The sequence below is a fragment of the Streptomyces sp. NPDC045967 genome (genome assembly GCF_056430495.1).
On record NZ_JBWKLE010000001.1, the window covers coordinates 323,184 to 340,482 of the forward strand.

Annotated in this window: 19 protein-coding genes and 1 tRNA gene; 13 read left to right on the forward strand and 7 right to left on the reverse strand. The window is 72.0% G+C overall.

Annotated features, from left to right (window positions below; genetic code table 11):
* Positions 1 to 24 precede the first annotated feature (24 nt).
* The 5 genes from AC07FY_RS01665 to AC07FY_RS01685 all read left to right on the forward strand — a co-directional run bounded on the left by AC07FY_RS01665 (position 25) and on the right by AC07FY_RS01685 (position 3,964).
* A complete protein-coding gene (locus tag AC07FY_RS01665) occupies positions 25 to 483 on the forward strand; it encodes a peroxiredoxin (protein ID WP_478999067.1) in 459 nt (152 codons plus the stop codon).
* Between the two features lie 171 nt (positions 484 to 654).
* Entirely contained in the window at positions 655 to 1,230 is a 576-nt protein-coding gene (locus AC07FY_RS01670; protein ID WP_008739115.1) for a TerD family protein, read from the forward strand.
* A gap of 157 nt (positions 1,231 to 1,387) precedes the next feature.
* Positions 1,388 to 1,963 (forward strand): TerD family protein, encoded by a 576-nt coding sequence (locus tag AC07FY_RS01675; RefSeq protein WP_478999069.1) that lies wholly within the window; start codon positions 1,388 to 1,390, stop codon positions 1,961 to 1,963.
* Between the two features lie 34 nt (positions 1,964 to 1,997).
* Positions 1,998 to 3,110 carry a DUF475 domain-containing protein gene (locus AC07FY_RS01680; protein WP_478999818.1) on the forward strand — a complete coding sequence of 371 codons (1,113 nt, stop codon included), beginning with the start codon at positions 1,998 to 2,000 and terminating at the stop codon, positions 3,108 to 3,110.
* 110 nt (positions 3,111 to 3,220) lie between these two features.
* The gene (locus AC07FY_RS01685; protein ID WP_478999071.1) at positions 3,221 to 3,964 is read left to right on the forward strand and encodes a TerD family protein; all 744 of its coding nucleotides are present in this window, start codon (positions 3,221 to 3,223) and stop codon (positions 3,962 to 3,964) included.
* Positions 3,965 to 4,100: 136 nt separating this feature from the next.
* Here AC07FY_RS01685 and AC07FY_RS01690 read toward each other — a convergent pair whose 3' ends face one another.
* Positions 4,101 to 4,868 (reverse strand): TerD family protein, encoded by a 768-nt coding sequence (locus AC07FY_RS01690; protein WP_478999073.1) that lies wholly within the window; start codon positions 4,866 to 4,868, stop codon positions 4,101 to 4,103.
* A 193-nt stretch (positions 4,869 to 5,061) separates the two neighbouring features.
* Here AC07FY_RS01690 and AC07FY_RS01695 point away from each other — a divergent pair, with 193 nt between their 5' ends.
* Genes AC07FY_RS01695 through AC07FY_RS01710 form a run of 4 tightly spaced genes read left to right on the forward strand, consistent with a single transcriptional unit; the run spans position 5,062 to position 10,346 of the window.
* Positions 5,062 to 6,228 carry an HpcH/HpaI aldolase/citrate lyase family protein gene (locus AC07FY_RS01695; protein WP_478999074.1) on the forward strand — a complete coding sequence of 389 codons (1,167 nt, stop codon included), beginning with the start codon at positions 5,062 to 5,064 and terminating at the stop codon, positions 6,226 to 6,228.
* Between the two features lie 8 nt (positions 6,229 to 6,236).
* Entirely contained in the window at positions 6,237 to 8,852 is a 2,616-nt protein-coding gene (locus AC07FY_RS01700; RefSeq protein WP_478999076.1) for a phosphoribosyltransferase, read from the forward strand.
* Entirely contained in the window at positions 8,849 to 9,718 is an 870-nt protein-coding gene (locus tag AC07FY_RS01705; RefSeq protein WP_478999078.1) for an HAD family hydrolase, read from the forward strand. Before AC07FY_RS01700 ends, AC07FY_RS01705 begins: the two co-directional genes overlap by 4 nt.
* Entirely contained in the window at positions 9,687 to 10,346 is a 660-nt protein-coding gene (locus AC07FY_RS01710; RefSeq protein ID WP_478999080.1) for an O-methyltransferase, read from the forward strand. Before AC07FY_RS01705 ends, AC07FY_RS01710 begins: the two co-directional genes overlap by 32 nt.
* A gap of 81 nt (positions 10,347 to 10,427) precedes the next feature.
* Here the strand turns inward: AC07FY_RS01710 and AC07FY_RS01715 are convergent, their stop codons facing one another.
* The 3 genes from AC07FY_RS01715 to AC07FY_RS01725 form a co-directional block, all read right to left on the reverse strand.
* Positions 10,428 to 10,658 (reverse strand): FmdB family zinc ribbon protein, encoded by a 231-nt coding sequence (locus AC07FY_RS01715; RefSeq protein WP_478999081.1) that lies wholly within the window; start codon positions 10,656 to 10,658, stop codon positions 10,428 to 10,430.
* Positions 10,659 to 10,691: 33 nt separating this feature from the next.
* Positions 10,692 to 11,414 (reverse strand): DUF4383 domain-containing protein, encoded by a 723-nt coding sequence (locus AC07FY_RS01720; protein WP_478999083.1) that lies wholly within the window; start codon positions 11,412 to 11,414, stop codon positions 10,692 to 10,694.
* 501 nt (positions 11,415 to 11,915) lie between these two features.
* Positions 11,916 to 13,160 (reverse strand): hypothetical protein, encoded by a 1,245-nt coding sequence (locus tag AC07FY_RS01725; protein WP_478999085.1) that lies wholly within the window; start codon positions 13,158 to 13,160, stop codon positions 11,916 to 11,918.
* Between the two features lie 117 nt (positions 13,161 to 13,277).
* Between AC07FY_RS01725 and AC07FY_RS01730 the strand changes: the two genes are divergently transcribed.
* Positions 13,278 to 13,349, forward strand: a tRNA-Val gene (locus AC07FY_RS01730).
* 72 nt (positions 13,350 to 13,421) lie between these two features.
* Here the strand turns inward: AC07FY_RS01730 and AC07FY_RS01735 are convergent.
* Positions 13,422 to 14,030, reverse strand: coding sequence for a hypothetical protein (locus AC07FY_RS01735; RefSeq protein WP_478999087.1), 609 nt, complete (start codon positions 14,028 to 14,030; stop codon positions 13,422 to 13,424).
* Positions 14,031 to 14,263: 233 nt separating this feature from the next.
* On the opposite strand from AC07FY_RS01735, the gene AC07FY_RS01740 reads away from it, so the two are divergent.
* From AC07FY_RS01740 to AC07FY_RS01750, 3 genes are read left to right on the forward strand one after another with little or no spacing between them, the layout of a single operon-like run.
* Positions 14,264 to 14,794 (forward strand): hypothetical protein, encoded by a 531-nt coding sequence (locus AC07FY_RS01740; RefSeq protein WP_478999088.1) that lies wholly within the window; start codon positions 14,264 to 14,266, stop codon positions 14,792 to 14,794.
* A 28-nt stretch (positions 14,795 to 14,822) separates the two neighbouring features.
* On the forward strand, positions 14,823 to 15,464 hold the full coding sequence (locus AC07FY_RS01745) for a TRADD-N-associated membrane domain-containing protein (RefSeq protein ID WP_478999089.1): 642 nt from the start codon (positions 14,823 to 14,825) through the stop codon (positions 15,462 to 15,464).
* 15 nt (positions 15,465 to 15,479) lie between these two features.
* Positions 15,480 to 15,704, forward strand: coding sequence for a DUF2277 domain-containing protein (locus tag AC07FY_RS01750; RefSeq protein ID WP_478999091.1), 225 nt, complete (start codon positions 15,480 to 15,482; stop codon positions 15,702 to 15,704).
* Positions 15,705 to 15,736: 32 nt separating this feature from the next.
* Here the strand turns inward: AC07FY_RS01750 and AC07FY_RS01755 are convergent, their stop codons facing one another.
* Both AC07FY_RS01755 and AC07FY_RS01760 read right to left on the reverse strand, forming a co-directional pair.
* Complete coding sequence (locus AC07FY_RS01755) at positions 15,737 to 16,312, reverse strand: hypothetical protein (RefSeq protein ID WP_478999093.1); 576 nt, start codon at positions 16,310 to 16,312, stop codon at positions 15,737 to 15,739.
* Between the two features lie 197 nt (positions 16,313 to 16,509).
* Positions 16,510 to 17,172, reverse strand: coding sequence for a DedA family protein (locus AC07FY_RS01760; protein ID WP_478999095.1), 663 nt, complete (start codon positions 17,170 to 17,172; stop codon positions 16,510 to 16,512).
* Positions 17,173 to 17,299: the final 127 nt, after the last annotated feature.

Sequence of the window (17,299 nt, forward strand, 5' to 3'; positions counted from 1 at the left end):
CCCGGGAACGAAGGGATGCGACAGATGGCGATCGAGGTCGGCGACAAGGCCCCGGACTTCGAGCTCAAGGACAACCACGGCGCGACGGTACGGCTCTCCGACTTCCGGGGGGAGAAGGCCGTGGTGCTGCTCTTCTACCCGTTCGCCTTCACCGGCGTCTGCACCGGCGAGCTGTGCGAGCTGCGCGACCAGCTGCCGCGGTTCCAGAACGACGACGTCCAGCTGCTCGCCGTCTCCAACGACTCCGTGCCGACCCTGAGGGTCTTCGGGGAGCAGGAGAACCTGGACTACCCGCTGCTGTCGGACTTCTGGCCGCACGGGGAGACCTCGCGCGCGTACGGCGTCTTCGACGAGGACAAGGGCTGCGCGGTCCGCGGCACCTTCATCATCGACAAGGACGGCGTCGTCCGCTGGACCGTCGTCAACGGACTGCCCGACGCGCGTGACCTGAACGAGTACATCAAGGCGCTCGACAGCCTCTGAAGCCGCTGAGGGGCCCTCGGGCCCCTCGCCGCAGTTCCGTCGCGAAAACCGTATACAGGCGGGAACCCGTCACTAGGATCGACACGTTGATCCGGTAGCTCCCCCGGCCGCGGCCGGGGGGCCAGTGCACGACGGGGCACCGCCCCACACACAGAACCCAATGGAGGACCCGTGGGAGTCAGCCTCAGCAAGGGCGGCAACGTCTCGCTGACCAAGGCCGCGCCTAACCTGACGGCGGTCATCGTCGGTCTCGGCTGGGACGCTCGCACCACCACCGGTGTCGACTTCGACCTCGACGCCAGCGCGATCCTGACCAACGACCAGGGCAAGGTCGCCAGCGACGCGAACTTCGTCTTCTTCAACAACCTCAAGAGCCCGGACGGCTCGGTCGAGCACACCGGTGACAACACCACCGGCGAGGGCGAGGGCGACGACGAGGCGATCAAGGTCAACCTCGCCGGCGTCCCGGCCGACGTCGCCAAGATCGTATTCCCGGTCTCGATCTACGAGGCCGAGAGCCGCCAGCAGAGCTTCGGCCAGGTCCGCAACGCCTACATCCGCGTCGTGAACCAGGCGGACAACACCGAGCTCGCCCGCTACGACCTCTCCGAGGACGCCTCGACCGAGACCGCCATGGTCTTCGGCGAGCTGTACCGCAACGGCGCGGAGTGGAAGTTCCGCGCCATCGGCCAGGGCTACGCCTCGGGCCTGCGCGGCATCGCGCAGGACTTCGGCGTCAACGTCTGAGCCCAAGGCAGTTCGTCCGTCCGGCGCCGTGCACTGTGTGTACGGCGCCGGACCGGCTTTGCGGCCCGTTTCGGACCGGCAGCACGCCGTACGCAGCCATACCGCCACACCGCCATACCGTCACGCAGGCACACCGTCGTTCGGGGAGGACCACAACATGGGCGTCACACTCGCCAAGGGGGGCAATGTCTCCCTCTCCAAGGCCGCACCGAACCTGACCCGGGTCCTCATCGGCCTCGGTTGGGACGCGCGCTCGACCACGGGCGCGGACTTCGACCTCGACGCCAGCGCGCTGCTGTGCAACAGCGGCCGGGTGCTCGGGGACGAGTACTTCGTCTTCTACAACAACCTGAAGAGCCCCGACGGCTCGGTCGAGCACACGGGCGACAACCTCACCGGCGAGGGTGACGGCGACGACGAGTCGATCATCATCGACCTCACCAAGGTGCCGGAGCGTGTCGACAAGATCGTCTTCCCGGTCTCGATCCACGAGGCCGACAGCCGCCGGCAGAGCTTCGGGCAGGTCAGCAACGCCTTCATCCGGGTCGTGAACCAGGCTGACGGCCAGGAACTGGCCCGCTACGACCTCTCCGAGGACGCCTCCAGCGAAACCGCGATGATCTTCGGAGAGGTCTACCGGTACGGAGGTGAATGGAAGTTCCGTGCAGTGGGGCAGGGGTACGCGTCGGGCCTGAGGGGCATCGCTCTAGACTTCGGGGTCAACGTTTCGTAAAGCCGCAACAAGACGCATGGGGTGCCAGGTGCCAGTGGTTCTGAAAACCTTCGGCTGGTCGTTCGCCATCACGGCGCTCGGCCTCGCCTTTGCCGCGTGGCAGTGGGGGTGGGAGGCGTTCGGGGTCGTACTGATCCTGTCGATCCTCGAGATCTCGCTGTCCTTCGACAACGCGGTCGTCAATGCCGGAATCCTGAAGAAGATGAACGCCTTCTGGCAGAAGATCTTCCTCACGGTCGGCATTCTGATCGCCGTGTTCGGCATGCGGCTGGTCTTCCCGGTGGCGATCGTCGCCATCAGTGCCAAGGTCGGTCCCATCGAGGCCGTCCAGCTCGCGCTGGACAACCCCGAGCAGTACGAGGCGCTGGTCACCGACGCCCACCCGGCCATCGCGGCCTTCGGCGGCATGTTCCTGCTGATGATCTTCCTCGACTTCATCTTCGAGGAGCGGGAGCACAAGTGGCTCTCCTGGCTCGAGCGCCCGCTGGCCAAGCTCGGCAAGGTCGACATGCTGTCGGTCTGCATCGCCCTGATCGCGCTGCTGGTCTCGGCGATGACCTTCGCCGTCCACGCCCACACCAGCACCGGCCACGCGGACAAGTCCGCCACCGTGCTGCTCGCCGGCGTCGCCGGCCTGATCACCTACCTCGTCGTCGGCGGCCTGTCCTCGTACTTCGAGGACAAGCTGGAGGAGGAAGAGGAGCGCGAGCACGAGGAGGAGGAGAAGGCCAAGGCCGCGGGCAAGCCCGTCTCCGCCGTCGGCCTGGCCGGCAAGGCCGCCTTCTTCCTGTTCCTCTACCTCGAAGTCCTCGACGCCTCGTTCTCCTTCGACGGGGTCATCGGCGCCTTCGCCATCACCAACCACATCTTCTGGATGGCGCTCGGTCTCGGCATCGGCGCCATGTACGTCCGTTCGCTCACCGTCTATCTGGTCCGCCAGGGCACGCTGGACGACTACGTCTACCTGGAGCACGGCGCGCACTACGCCATCGGCGCGCTCGCGGTCATCCTGCTGATCACCATCCAGCACGAGATCAGCGAGATCATCACCGGCCTCATCGGCGTGGTGCTGATCGCCGCGTCCTTCTGGTCCTCGGTGCGCCGCAACAAGCGCCTGGAGCGGGAGGGTTCCGCCGCCGAGGCATGACGGCGCCGGTAATGCGGAACGCTCCATGGCGGGGCGGTCCGCCGGGTCCACGGATCCGGCGGGCCGCCCCGCTTCCGTAGTGGGTGCAGGGGAACCAGGGGGGTAGGGGAATGGGATTCTTCGACGGGATCATGGGCAGCCGGGCCAGGCAGTTCCAGTCGGGCAGCACCTCGTCGCACGCGATCGAGCTGACCAAGCGGCAGCCGACGGTGTCACTGACCAAACAGGGGGCGGTGCACGGCAATCTGCGCGTGAACCTGTCCTGGCGCATGCGCACCTCCGACATTGGAGGGGGCAGCCACGGGCAGAGCGGCAGTCTGCTGCGCCACCCGTTCAAGCTGTTCAAACCCGACATGGTGCAGGCCCACACCCAGGGCGTGGTCAACGTCGACCTCGACATGGGCTGCCTGTACGAGCTGAACGACGGTTCCCGGGGCGTCGTCCAGCCGCTCGGCAACCTGCTGGGCGACATCAACGACCCGCCGTACGTGAAACTCAGCGGGGACGACCGGTTCGGCTCGGCGTCCGGGGAGACCCTCTACGTCAACCTCGACCACGCCGGGGACATCAAGCGACTGCTGGTCTTCGTCTACATCTACGACCAGACCCCGGCGTTCGACCGCACCCATGCCATGGTCACGCTGTTCCCCGTCACCGGCCCGCGCGTCGAGATCCCCCTGGAGGAGCGGCATCCGCAGGCCCGCTCCTGCGCGGTGGTCTCCCTGGAGCACGTCAAGGGGGAGTTCATCGTCCGGCGCGAGGTGAAGTTCGTGTACGGGTTCCAGGCCGAGCTGGACCGGCTGTACGGCTGGGGGCTCCAGTGGGGCCGGGGCTACAAGAGCACCAAGGCCTGACGCAAGCCCCTCGGTGGCGGTGCCGCGGCCTCAGTCGCCTCATTCGCCTCATTCGCGCATTCCCTCAGTCGCCTCAGCGGTCTCGGCGGCCTCAGCGGCCTCAGCGGCCTCAGCGGTCTCGGCGGCCTCGGCGGTCTCAGCGGCGGATGAACTGCGGGCCCTGCACCGGCAGCCGGAACGACGGGTCGGCGCCCGGACCGGGCAGCGGCGCCGGGGACACCGGCTGCGGGTAGCCGTAGGCGGGCGGGAAGGACGGCGGCGCCTGGGTGGGCGGCGCCATGGCGGCCGTCTGGTCGGCGGTGGGCCCGGCCGCCGGGCTTCCGGCCGCCGGGCTCCCGGCGCCGTCGGCGCCCGGGGCGTTCTCGTCGACCGAGATCCCGTGGTCGGTGGCCAGCCCCACCAGCCCGTCGGAGTAGCCCTCGCCGAGCGCGCGGAACTTCCACCCCTCGCCCCTGCGGTACATCTCCCCGCAGATCAGCGCGGTCTCCGCGCCGGTCTCGGGGCGTACGTCGAAGTAGGCGAGCGGTTCGGCGCCGCCGGTCGCGGTGGCGTCGTACAGCAGGATCCGCAGGTCGCGGACCCGCTCGAAGGGCACGTCCTCGGCCGAGGCGACCACCAGGATCCGGTCCACGGCCGGGGTCACCGTCCGCAGGTCAGCCTGGACGGCGTCGGTGACCGCCTCGCCCAGCTGCTTCTTGCCCAGCCGCCAGACGGCCCCCGACGGGTGGCGGGGCTGGTTGTAGAAGACGAAGTCCTCGTCCGAACGCACCCGGCCGTCGGAGCCCACGAGCAGCGCGGAGGCGTCCACGTCGGGCACCTCGGGGCCGGTAGTCCAGCGCAGCACCGCCCGGACCGCTGCGGCGGCCACCGGGATGTTCGAGCCCTTCTGCATCGCGTGCGTCATGCCCGTCATCCTGCCCTCCCCGGGTCGGGCGGGACAATGCGGCCCCCCGTACGGCCGTGTCCCGAACGCGAGAGCTGGGCATGGTGCAAGAGGGTTATCTGAACTTCATGTGCTTGAGGAACTCTTGACTCAAGTTCGTACGTACTATTACCGGCCATGCCAGTAGGGCCGCCGAGCAGTACGGGGGAAGCACATGCGTCACTTTGGGCACATATCGCCCACGGTCCGTAAGGACCTCTTCCACCAGGAACCGGCGGAATTCACCGGAGCCTCCCCCGCCCACACCCTCGCCGCAGCCCTCGGAGCCACCCTCTACAGCCCCGCCACCCGCCCCCAGCTCGCCCGCGACATCCGCAAGCAGGCCGGCCGCGGAGTGGTCTCCATGGTCCTCTGCCTGGAGGATTCCATCAGCGACGGCGATGTCGCCGGAGCCGAGGAGAACCTCGTCCGGCAGTTCGCCGACCTCGACACCGACAGCACCGAGCTGCCGCTGCTGTTCATCCGGGTCCGCACCCCCGAGCAGATTCCGGACCTGGTGCGCCGCCTCGGCGGCTCCGCGCACCGGCTGTCCGGATTCGTACTCCCCAAGTTCAACGAGAGCAGCGGCAGCGCCTTCCTCGACGCCCTGGTGCAGGCCGAGGCCGTCGGCGGCCACGCCCGCCTGTACGCCATGCCCGTTCTGGAGACCCCGGACCTGCTCCACCTCGAAACCCGCGCCGCGACGCTCGCAGGCATCGCCCGCACCGTCGGCAGCCACCGCGAGCGGGTCCTGGCCCTGCGGCTCGGCGTCACCGACTTCTGCTCCGCCTACGGCCTGCGCCGCACCCCCGACATGACCGCCTACGACGTGCAGATCGTCGCCGGCGTCATCGCCGACGTGGTCAACGTCCTCAGTCGTGCCGACGGCACCGGCTTCACCGTCACCGGACCCGTCTGGGAGTACTTCCGCAGCCAGCAGCGCCTCTTCAAGCCCCAGCTGCGCCGCAGCCCCTTCCTCGCGGAGGGCGTGGAGGAACTGCGCACCGCGCTGATCGAACACGACCTGGACGGGCTGCTGCGCGAGATCGAACTCGACCGGGCCAACGGGCTGCTCGGCAAGACCTGCATCCACCCCGCCCACGTCCCGCCCGTCCACGCCCTGTCCGTGGTCTCCCACGAGGAGTACTGCGACGCCGAGGACATCCTGCGCCCCGAACGCGGCGGCGGCGGCGTCATGCGGTCCGCTTATACGAACAAAATGAACGAGGTGAAGCCCCACCGGGCCTGGGCCGAGCGCACCATGCGCCGCGCCGAGGTCTTCGGTGTGGCGAGGGAGGAGATCGGCTTCGTCGACCTCCTCACGGCCGGACTCCAGGTGTGAACCCGCTGGTGACGGCATCGACGACGAGGAAAGGCAAGACGATCGAAGCGCAGTGGACGGGAACCTGGGTCGCGGACCGGCTGGGCGTCAGCCTGGAGGAGGCCGCCACCGCGGGCTCACCGCGGCTCAAGGAACTGCTCGGCCTGGCGCTGCGGCGCAATCCCAAGCGGGCGCACCTGCTCGTCTCGCAGGTGCTGGGCAAGCACGTGCCGCAGTCCCCGGCGACCGTCTACGCCGCCGGGTACGGGCTCGGCGAACGCGTCCGCGCGTTGCTCGGCGCCGACGGCGCCGCCCGCGCGGTCGTCCTCGGATACGCCGAGACGGCCACCGGCCTCGGCCACTGCGTCGCCGACGGCCTGGGCAGCGCCCCCTACCTGCACTCCACCCGCCGCCCCGTCCCCGGCGTGCGGCCCGCGGGCGGCTTCGAGGAGGCGCACTCGCACGCCACCTCCCACCTGCTGCTGCCCGAGGACCCGCAGCTGCTCGCGGGCAGCGGCCCGCTGGTCCTCGTCGACGACGAGTTCTCCACCGGCAACACGGTCCTGAACACCATCCGCGACCTGCACGCCCGCCACCCGCGCACCCACTACGTGGTCGTCGCCCTCGTCGACATGCGCTCCCCCGCCGACCGCGACCGCCTCACCGCCTTCGCCGCCGACCTCGGCGCCCGCGTCGACCTCATATCCCTGGCCTCGGGCACGGTCACCCTCCCGGACGGGGTGCTGGCCAAGGGGCAGGCGCTCGTCGAGGAGTACGAAGCCCGGGCCGCCGCCACCGGCACCCCGGCCACCGCCGTCTGCACCGAGCGGAGCCCGCGGCCCGTCACCCGCGTGGACCTGGCCTGGCCGGCCGACCTGCCCGACGGCGGCCGCCACGGCTACACCCCCGCCCACCGCGCGGCCCTCGACAAGGCCCTGCCGGACCTGGCCGCCCGGCTCGGCGCCGCCCTCGGCGACGACCCCGGCCGCGTCCTCGTACTCGGCACCGAGGAACTGATGTACACCCCCCTGCGCCTCGCGCAGGCCCTGGAGGAGGCGGGCGCCGCCCGCGAGGTCCGCTTCTCCACCACCACCCGCTCGCCCGTCCTCGCCGTGGACGACCCCGGCTACGCCATCCGCACCCGGCTCGTCTTCCCCGCCCACGACGCACCCCCGTCCACCGCCGGGGGCACCGCCACGGCCGACGGCCCGGCCACCGCCGGGGCCGCCCCCGCGGCCGACGGCCCCGGCGACCGGTACGCCTACAACGTCGCCGGCGCCGGCTTCGACGCCGTCGTCGCCGTCGTGGACTCCACCGGCGACACCCCCGAGCTGCACGCCGGACTGCTCGCGAGCCTCGCCCCGCACACCGGCCGGGTCCTGCTGGCCGTCGTACCCTCCTACACACCCCACCGGCAGGAGCACGAGCCGACCATGACCGACCCGACCGCGGGCACCTCCCGGCGCGAGCCCCTGCCCGAGCCGCTGCGCGGCCCCGCGTTCTCCTCCTACGCCCCCGAGGACGTCGGCTGGCTCCTGCAGGACCTCTCCGACGTCGAGCTCGAAGCCCCGACCGAGGAACGCGAGGAGGCCATCCAGGCGGGCGGCGCGCACTACGCCGAGTCCCTGCCCGTCGAGTACCAGCCGTCCCCCCAGTACCAGGAGCTCTACCAGAGCGCCCTGACCGCCTCCGCAGCCCGCATCGCCCGGGCCGTCGGCATCGTCACCGAGACCGTCCTCGCCGAGGTCCCCCTGCGCCGCGGCCGGCGCGGGAACGGCCCCCGCCCCTCCCCGGTCCTGGTCTCCCTGGCCCGCGCCGGCACGCCCGTCGGCGTCCTGATGCGCCGCTGGGCGCAGGTCCGCCACGGCCTGGACCTGCCGCACTACGCCGTCTCCATCGTGCGCGGCCGCGGCATCGACGCCAACGCCGTGCGCTGGCTGGCCGACCGGCACGACCCGGCCGACGTCGTCTTCGTCGACGGCTGGACGGGCAAGGGCGCCATCACCCGCGAGTTGACGGCCGCCCTCGCCGAGTACCCCGGCTTCCACCCGGAGATCGTCGTCCTCGCCGACCCCGGCTCCTGCGTGCGGACGTACGGCACCCGCGAGGACTTCCTGATCCCCTCCGCCTGCCTCAACTCCACCGTCTCCGGCCTCATCTCGCGCACGGTCCTGCGGTCCGACCTGGTCGGGCCCGCCGACTTCCACGGCGCGAAGTTCTACCGCGAACTCGCCGGCGCCGACGTCTCCACGGCCTTCGTCGACACTGTCGCCGCCCACTTCGACGAGGTGGCCGGCGCCGTCGCCGAGGAGGTCGGGGAACTCCTCGCCGCCGACCGCACCCCGACCTGGGAGGGCTGGGCCGCCGTCGAGCGGATCAGCGAGGAGTACGGCATCCACGACGTCAACCTCGTCAAGCCCGGAGTCGGCGAGACCACCCGCGTCCTGCTGCGCCGGGTGCCGTGGAAGATCCTCGCCCAGCGCGGCGCCGGCGCCGACCTGGACCACGTACGGCTGCTCGCCGAGCAGCGCGGGGTCCCGGTGGAGGAGGTCGACGGCCTGCCCTACAGCTGCGTCGGGCTCATCCACCCCCGATACACGCGCGGCGCCACCGGCGCCGACGGAAAGGCTGTGGCCTCGAAGTGACTGTCCTGGTAGCCAGTGATCTCGACCGTACGCTCATCTACTCGGCGGCGGCCCTCGCACTGACCATGCCCGACCCGGTGGCCCCCCGGCTGCTGTGCGTCGAGGTCCACGAGAGCAAGCCGCTGTCCTACATGACGGAGACGGCGGCGGGACTGCTGGCGGACCTGACGGCCGACCCCTCGGTCGTGTTCGTCCCCACGACCACCCGGACCCGCAAGCAGTACCAGCGCATCCGCTTCCCCGGCCGCCCCGCCACGTACGCCATCTGCGCCAACGGCGGCCAGCTGCTGGTCGACGGGGTGCCCGACCGGGACTGGCGGCGGCAGGTAGCGGCCCGCCTCGCCTCGGAGTGCGCCCCGCTGGAAGAGGTCCACGCCCACCTGCTGACCACGGCCGACCCGGCCTGGCTGCGCAAGGCGCGACTGGCCGAGGACCTCTTCGCCTACCTCGTCGTGGAACGCGCGCTCGTCCCCGACACCTGGCTCAAGGCCCTGGTCGAATGGGCCGAGCCGCGCGGCTGGACGGTGTCCCTCCAGGGCCGCAAGATCTACGCCGTACCGCGCCCGCTGACCAAGAGCGCGGCCATGCGCGAAGTGGCCCGCCGTACGGGCGCCACCACGACCCTGGCCGCCGGCGACTCCCTGCTGGACGCCGACCTGCTGCTCGCGGCGGACGCGGCATGGCGCCCGGGCCACGGCGAACTCGCCGACGCCCGGTGGCACGCCCCGAACGTCACCGCCCTGGCCGCGGCGGGAGTCCTGGCGGGCGAGGAAATCGTCCGCGAATTCGGCCGAGCGACCGCACGCGCGGCCGCCGCGTTGCGAGACTGGCCGCATGACCAAGGGCAACAGCACCAAGATCACTGACGAGCTCTACCAGTACATGCTCGCCCACAACCCCCCGCTGGACGAGGTCCAGCGGGGGCTCGTGGAGACGACCTACGCGAAGTTCCCCGACGTCGCCGGGATGCAGTCGGCGCAGGAGCAGGGACCGCTGCTGGCCTTCCTCGTCCGGTTGACCGGCGCCCGCCACATCGTGGAAGTGGGCACCTTCACCGGCTTCTCCTCCCTGTCGATGGCCCAGGCACTGCCCGCCGACGGCCGCCTCATCGCCTGCGATGTCTCCGAGGAGTGGACGGCGTACGGCAGGGCGGCCTGGGAGGCGGCGGGCGTCGCGGACCGCATCGAACTGCGGATCGCGCCCGCCCTGGACACCCTGCGCGCGATGCCCGGCGAGCCGCACATCGACATGGCGTACATCGACGCCGACAAGGAGAGCCAGATCGCCTATTGGGAGGAACTGGTGCCGAGGCTGCGTCCCGGCGGCCTGATCGTCACGGACAACACGCTCTTCCACGGCTCGGTCCTCGACGAGTCGGCCACCGGCTCGGCGGCCGGCGTCCGCGCGTTCAACGACCACGTCTCGGCGGATCCGCGAATGGAGTCCATCCTGCTGGCGATCTCGGACGGGCTGACGCTGTCCCGGAAGCGGTAACGCGGGCCGGCGGCTGCGGGGCGCTGTCCGCGAGCGGGAAGCGCCGGGCCTGCGACCGGGGGGCTCCGGCGCCGTGAGCGCTCAGCCGCAACCGCCCCCGCCGCAGCAGCCCCCGCCGCCCCCGCCGCCCATGGCACGAGCGGGCGCGGGGGCACTGCCGCTCCCCGTCCCGCCCACGGCGACGGCGGACAGCAGCTTGACGGTGTCGGCATGACCGGCGGGGCAGTCGGCGGGCGCGGAGGACTCGGCCATCGGCCGGCTCAGCTCGAAGGTGTCGTCGCAGGTCCGGCAGCGGTATTCGTATCGAGGCATGCGGCCAAGGCTATGCCGCCGCGGCCCCGACGGCTACGGGCGACCCGGCGCGGGTCCCCGGTACGGGCGGTAGCCCCTGTCCTCCCGGGCGGCCTGCTCGGGATGGCGGGCCCGCCAGTACGGATTGTCGTGCGGCAGCGCACTGCCCACCCGTCCGTACATCCCGAACCACATCAGCATCACGCCGACGACGAAGCTGAACAGCACGTTGGGGATCTTGAAGGCCAGGAAGTTCAGCTCGGTGTCCAGCAGCGCGAGATTGACGAACCCGCTCGCGATGAACAGCAGGCCCAACGTGATGTTCAGGGTCGAGGCGAACGTCCCGCCGATCACCGTCCCGGCGAACAGCAACGCCCCGATGACGATCGACAGGACGCTCAGCGCGCCGTTCGTGTTGAGCGTCAGCACGGTGTCCCCGCCGGTGTCGAAGAACCCGACCCGGTCGATCAGCCCCAGGATCCCGAACACCACGAGCAGCAGCCCGGTCAGACCGGCCCCGACCCGGTAGACGGTGCTCAGCTTGTGATGGACCGGCAGATGCTCGTCGAGCCGGGCGTTGACCGGGTGCAGGGCGCGCTGCAACAGTCCGGGCCCTTGCTGCTGCGGCGCGCGGGGCGCGGAGGGCTCGTGCGGTACGTAGGGCGCGTAGGACTCGTGGGGCTCGGTACACCCGTAGAGCGCGTGCGGCGCGTACGCCCCGCGCGGATGCTCGGACGGGAGGTCGTGCTTGCGCCTAGGCGACGTGTGGGCAGCCATCGCGCCCTCCTCTGCTCATACCAGGCCCCTCCAGCATCCGCCGCCACCCCGAGGGAAACAACCCGACCGGCGGCAAGCCTGCTCAAGCCGGCGGGCCCGGTTCGAGCTGACCGGCTCGGCTCGGCTCAGGCCGGCGGCTGGGGCCCGCCCAGCGGCCGGCTGCGAGCCCCGCTTTCCGGCGACCGGCCGTGCCCTCCCGCCCCCATGGGTCGGTTTCGGGCGCCGCCGGTTCCGGTCAGCCGGCTATGTGTGACTATGTGCCGCCGGCATCACCAGCGGCCGGTTTCGCACACCCCGGCCGGCCGGCCGGTCGGATGCCGCCGCTGCCCCCGGCCGGTCGACTCGGCTCGAGCCGGAGTCCTTCGGGCTCCGTCGCAGCGGCCGGTCGCGCCTTCACCGCCCGTCGGCCGGTCGCCGAGCCCCGACCCACCGGAGCCCGGCGCCCTACCCGTCACCCGACGCGACTGATCGGAATGGCAGGGGGCAGGAAGGCCTACAGGCTCAGCCGTGGCCCCGCTCAGCACGGATCCCGTTCACCACGCGATTCACGGCCTCCCGTACGTCCTGCATCTCGAGCAGGAACGCCCAGTAGTCCGGATGCCGCCCCTCCAGCCCGGCCAGCGCCCGCTCCACCCGGGCCACCGACTCGTCCAGCGGCCGCGCGTGCCGCGGATCCGGCACACTGCGGCCCGCCATCGCCAGCCGCTGCGCGTCCCGGATCGCGAACCGCGTCCGGTCCACCTCCGCCCGCGGATCGCGCGCCACCTCCTCGAGCCGCGTCAGACGGTCCTGCGCCGCCGACACCGCTTCGTCCGTGGCCTCCAACGCATCCCGGACCGCGTCGATCAGCACCGCCACATCCGCCCAGCGCTGCTCGTCCCGGGCCCGCGACGCCTCCCGCAACCGGTCCTCCGCCTTCGCCACATCCTGTATCGCCTCGTCCGGCACCTGCTGCAGGTCCTGCCAGCACGCCGCACTGAACCGCCGGCGCAGCTCGCTCAGGACCGGCTCCACCCGATCCGCCCGGTTGCGCAGGGCCTGGGCGCGCGTCCGCAGACTCACCAGCCGCCGGTCGATCTCCGCGGCCCGCTCCGGCAGCCGCGCGGCCTCCGCCCGCACGCCTTCCGCGTCCCGCAGGATCCGGTCGGCCCGCTGCACGGTCTCCTGCACCCCGTGCCGGCCCGCGCCCTCGTTCAGCTTGGTCAACTCGGGACCCAGCGCCGCCAGCCGAGCCGCCAGATCATCGGCCCGCATCCCCTTGGCCCGTACGCCATCCAGCGCGTCACTCGCCGCCAGCAGCGCGGCCTTCGCCCGCTCCCGAGCCGGCGCGACCCGCGCGAGCTGCGTCTCGGCCTTGTCCAGCAGCGGCTGCAACCCCTGCGCGAACCGGTCGAGCTCCCCCTGGACCCGCACCAGCTCCTCGCGTGCCCGGGTCAGCTCCTCCCGCGCCCGCGACGCCGCGGACGCCTCCAGATCCACCCGGTCCAGGTCGTGCGCGTCGACCGCCTCGATGTACACCTGGCTGACCTGGTCGATCCGCTGCCCGAGCGCGGCGAACCCCTCACGCGCCTGCCGCCCGGCGGGCGAACCATCCGCCGCGGCGATCGTCTCGATCGAGATCCGCAGATCCCGCTGCGCACTGTCCAGCTCGTAGAAGGCCGCGGCGGCGGCATCCTTCGCGGCCTGCGCCTCGGCCCGCCGACTCTCGTCCCGCCCACCGAACCACCGCCGGGATGCCGTCGTCACAATCCCTCTCCCGTACCGCGTCCGCAATGCCCCGGACCATGCCCCGGACCATTCTCCCCCAAGCGAAGGGGTTTGCGTCGGGGGTGCGCCCGGCATGTAGGCTGTCCACTCATCCACGGGTGCGTAGCTCAGGGGTAGAGCGCTGCTCTTACAAAGCAGATGTCGGCGGTTCGAAACCGTCCGCGCCCACCGCATCAGAAGGCCCTCGACCGATCTTGGTCGGGGGCCTTCCGGCGTTTGCGTGGTTGCTTGAGGGGGCGGTCAGGCGGCCTGGCGGGGGGTTGGGGGGTGGAGGGGTTCGTGGTGGTGCCACAGGAGGTAGCGGTCGTCGCGGCGGAGTTCGGCCGAGCCCCATTCGATGCGCATGACGCCGCGCTCCATCGAGCAGGCGTAGGCGACGATGATCAGGCGTAGGTCGGGCGGTAGCAGGGCCACATCCGGGTGTACGTGCTCTTCGTCCAGTTCGTCGAGGCCGAGGTCGAGTGCCTGCTGCATGGGTTCCGGGCCGTGGCGGCGGATCAGGTCGGCTCGGAAGCCGGCCGCCTTGCGCAGGCGGGCCTCGGTGACCGGCACGTCCCGCTTCGCGTAGCGGATCGGGTAGAGGACGTTGTTGCCGACGAGCACCACGGTGCGGCCTTGTAGTCGACGGGTGCTCGTGCCCTCGATCGGGGTCAGGCCCGCGGCGAGGGCTTCATATTGCGCCGCGTGGAGACCGTGGCCGTACGCCTCCAGGGTCTGGGTGTGGACCCCTTCGTGGGCGTGACGGGCCCGGGCATGGGCTTGCACCAGGCAGGCCGGTACGGTCTCGGCCAGTCGGCCGGCCACGGCGCCGAACGTCTTCGTCGCCCACTGCGTCGCCGGACTCACCATGCCTCGCCCTCCCCCTGCGCGGTCGGAACGCCGAGCTGCGTTCCCTTTTCACACGGTGAGGGCGGCTGGGCGGGCGCGCAAGGGGGCACGGGGGCGCGGGCCGCGCATGGCCCGACTGCGGTCGGGAGTGGGGAAGTTCGCGGGATTTCGGGAAAAGTCAGCGGAGTCGTGCGGGTGTTCGTAGGATGTGGCCCTTCGTTGAAGTGTGAACCGTTTCTAGGGTGGGGGTACCGATGAGCAACGACACCGGTGAGGGCGGCAGAGGGAGCAGACCGGCCGGGCGGGTCGGGCGGGCCGTGCGGCGGGCGGTGGTCGTGGTCGTGGTGGCGGGGGCCGCCGTCGCGTGCGGGCCGCCCGGGGGCGGGGGGTCCGGCGTGTCCGCGCCGCCGCCCGTCGTCACCTCGGCGGCGCCGACCAGCGCATCGCCGACCCCCACCCCGACCCCTCCGCCCCCCTCGCCCACTCCGCCGCCCGTGGCGACCGTGTCGCCCACGGTCGACCAGAAGGCGCCCGGCGCCGCGCCCGTGGCACCGGTCGCCACCAAGCCCGCCCCGAAGCCGACGACCAAGGCCCCGACCCAGGCGCCCACCAGGGCGGCAACCCAGCCCGCCGACGTGGAGTGCGAGATCGTCTCCAACGCCGGTAACTGCTACAGCGCGGGCCAGTTCTGCCGCAAGGTCGACGTCGGACGGTCCACGCACGCCGCGAACGGGCGCATCATCCACTGCCGCCAGGACGGCGGCCAGCCCCGCTGGGGTTACTAGGACGTCTCCGCCGTGGGAACCTCGGGGGATGGGCGAGTGGCTCGCGTGGGGCGGGGTGGTCGCGGCGGTCGCCGCGGCGTCGGCGGCACTGGTGATGCTGGAGCGGGCGGCCAGCGCCGGCTTCGAGCGCAAGCGGGCCGAGGAGAGGTCCAGACTGCTCGCGCACGTAGCCGAACCCGCCGCCCGCCCGCCCGGGCATCCGAAGTTCGATGACGTCGGCGGCATCCAGCACCCGGCGGTCGGCCAACTCGGCGACCGGCGGGACGAGTTCACGCCGATCCTTGTCGAGTACTACGCCTACGGGCTGACCCAGGCCCGCAGCAGCTTCGCCACCAGCCAGCGGTTCGCCGGCGTCGGCGCGGCGATCCTGCTCGCCGGGATCGCCCTGGCCGTCTGGAAGGCGGAAAGCGGCGGCGAGCTGTACCTCGGGGTGGTGACCAGTTCCGTCGGGCTGGTCACCACCCTGGTCGGACAGCTCTTCCACCGGCGCGCCGACATCGCACTCAGGCACATGGCCGCCCAGACCGCCTCGCTGCGCGACGACCGGCGGGCCGCCGAGACCACGCAGCAGGCCATCGGACTGCTGGACGAGGTCGCCGACCCGGAGCTCCGCAGCCGCCTCCAGGCCGGGCTGATCATGAAGTTGTCCGGGGCCGAGCTGCCCCGGTAGCGGGATAGTAGGAGTATGTGCCGCTCCATTAAGACCCTGCGCCCGCCCGTCATCCCCGAGAAGGCCACCGAGGAGGAGATCCGCGCCGCCGCGCTGCAGTACGTACGGAAGGTGTCCGGCTTCCGGGCACCCGCCGCCCACAACCGCGAGGTGTTCGACGCCGCCGTGGACGCCATCGCCGAAGCCACCGCCGCGCTGCTCGACGGGATGCACGTACGGGGGCAGGCCGCCTCCGCATGACCGGGCGGCGGCCAGTTCCGCGAAACGCGCGGTCAGGCGGACGCGCGTCGCCGCAGGACCCAGACTCCTGCCCCGAGCGCGCCCGCGGCGAGGGCGCCGCCCACGGCGATCTGCCCCGTGCTGCTGGAGCCGATGCTTCCGCCCATCCCGCCGCGGGCCCCGCCCGGGGCGACCGTCAGGGACACGGTGACGCGCAGACCGCCGGGCGCGCACTCGAAGGTGACGGGGTGGATGCCCTGGCCGGCGTTGCCGTAGACGGTGGCGCTCCCGGTGAGGTTGTTGGACCGGCCGTTCGCGGGGGTCAGGCGTACCTCCCCGAACGCTCGGGAGGTGGCCCGGCCGACCGTCGTGCCGCAGCCCTCGAGGTTCAGGGACACCCGGCCGCCCGGAGCGACGGTGCTGGGGGCGACGGTGGCGCTGGGGGCGGCGTACGCCAGCGTGGCGGGGGCGGCGGCGGTGACGGCGAGCGCCGCTGCCGCGGCGGCCAGCATGCGGCGCGCCCCCGTGCCACGCGGGACCGACGGCAGGACCGACGGCAGGACGGCCGGATCGGCGGCCGGGTGGACGGACGGCTCGGCGAGGGGTGTGGCGGGCGGTTTGGCGGGCATGGAGAGAACTCCTCGGCTCCTCGACGCGGCGCGGCCACGGCACGGGCGTGACGCGGCTTCGTTTGCGCACCGTGCTCTGGACGCTAGAAGCCCAGGACGGGGGAGGCGATCGGGGCCGGGTGAACGGGTGAGCCACTACTCCACCCGAGGGAGCCTCGAGCACTCACCCGCCCTGGGGCCGTCGAGTCCGTTCCCGTCTATGCCGCCGGCGCCGCTGCGGCTGCTGCCGCCGGCGCGGCCGGGCGCCGTACGAGGAACGCCGCCAGCGCACCCGCCGCGAACAACGCCACGATGGAGACGGCCGTCCCCAGCCACTGCGTCCCCAGCCACTGGGTACCGAAATAGCCCAGGGCCACGCTGTACCCCGCCCAGGCCATTCCCGCCAGCATCGACCAGGGCAGGAACTCCTTCACCTTGCGGTGCGTCTTGCCCGCGCCCAACGAGACCACCGAGCGCCCGGCCGGGGCGAAGCGGGCGATCACCACCAGGGCGCCGCCACCCCGGGCCAGCGCCGTACCGAGGCGTTCGTGGGCCCGGGACAGCCGGCGGGAACGGGCGATGGCCCGGTCCAGGCGGGCACCCCCGCGCCGAGCCAGCCGGTACGCGGCCATGTCACCCAGCACCGAAGCCGTCGTGGCGATCACGAGCAGCGCCAGGATGTCCGGCACCTGCGCGGGCACCGCCACCGGCCCCACCGGCCCCACCGGCCCCGCCGCCCCGGCGGCCGCGGCCGCCGCCGCAGCGGTGATCACCAGAACCCCGCTCGGCAGAACCGGAAGGAACACGTCGAGCACGACGGACAGCGCCACCACGGCGTAGATCCATGGGCTCGCGGTCAGCGACCCCAGAGTCTCAAACAAAGCGGGACTCCCCAGTCCGGTTGACGTGCAGCGGCATGAAGCGCCGCGACGACGCGGGGGAGCGGCAGGAGCGGCAGGAGCGGCTTGACAGCCACACAGCGTACGCCCGGCGTCCACCCACCGGATG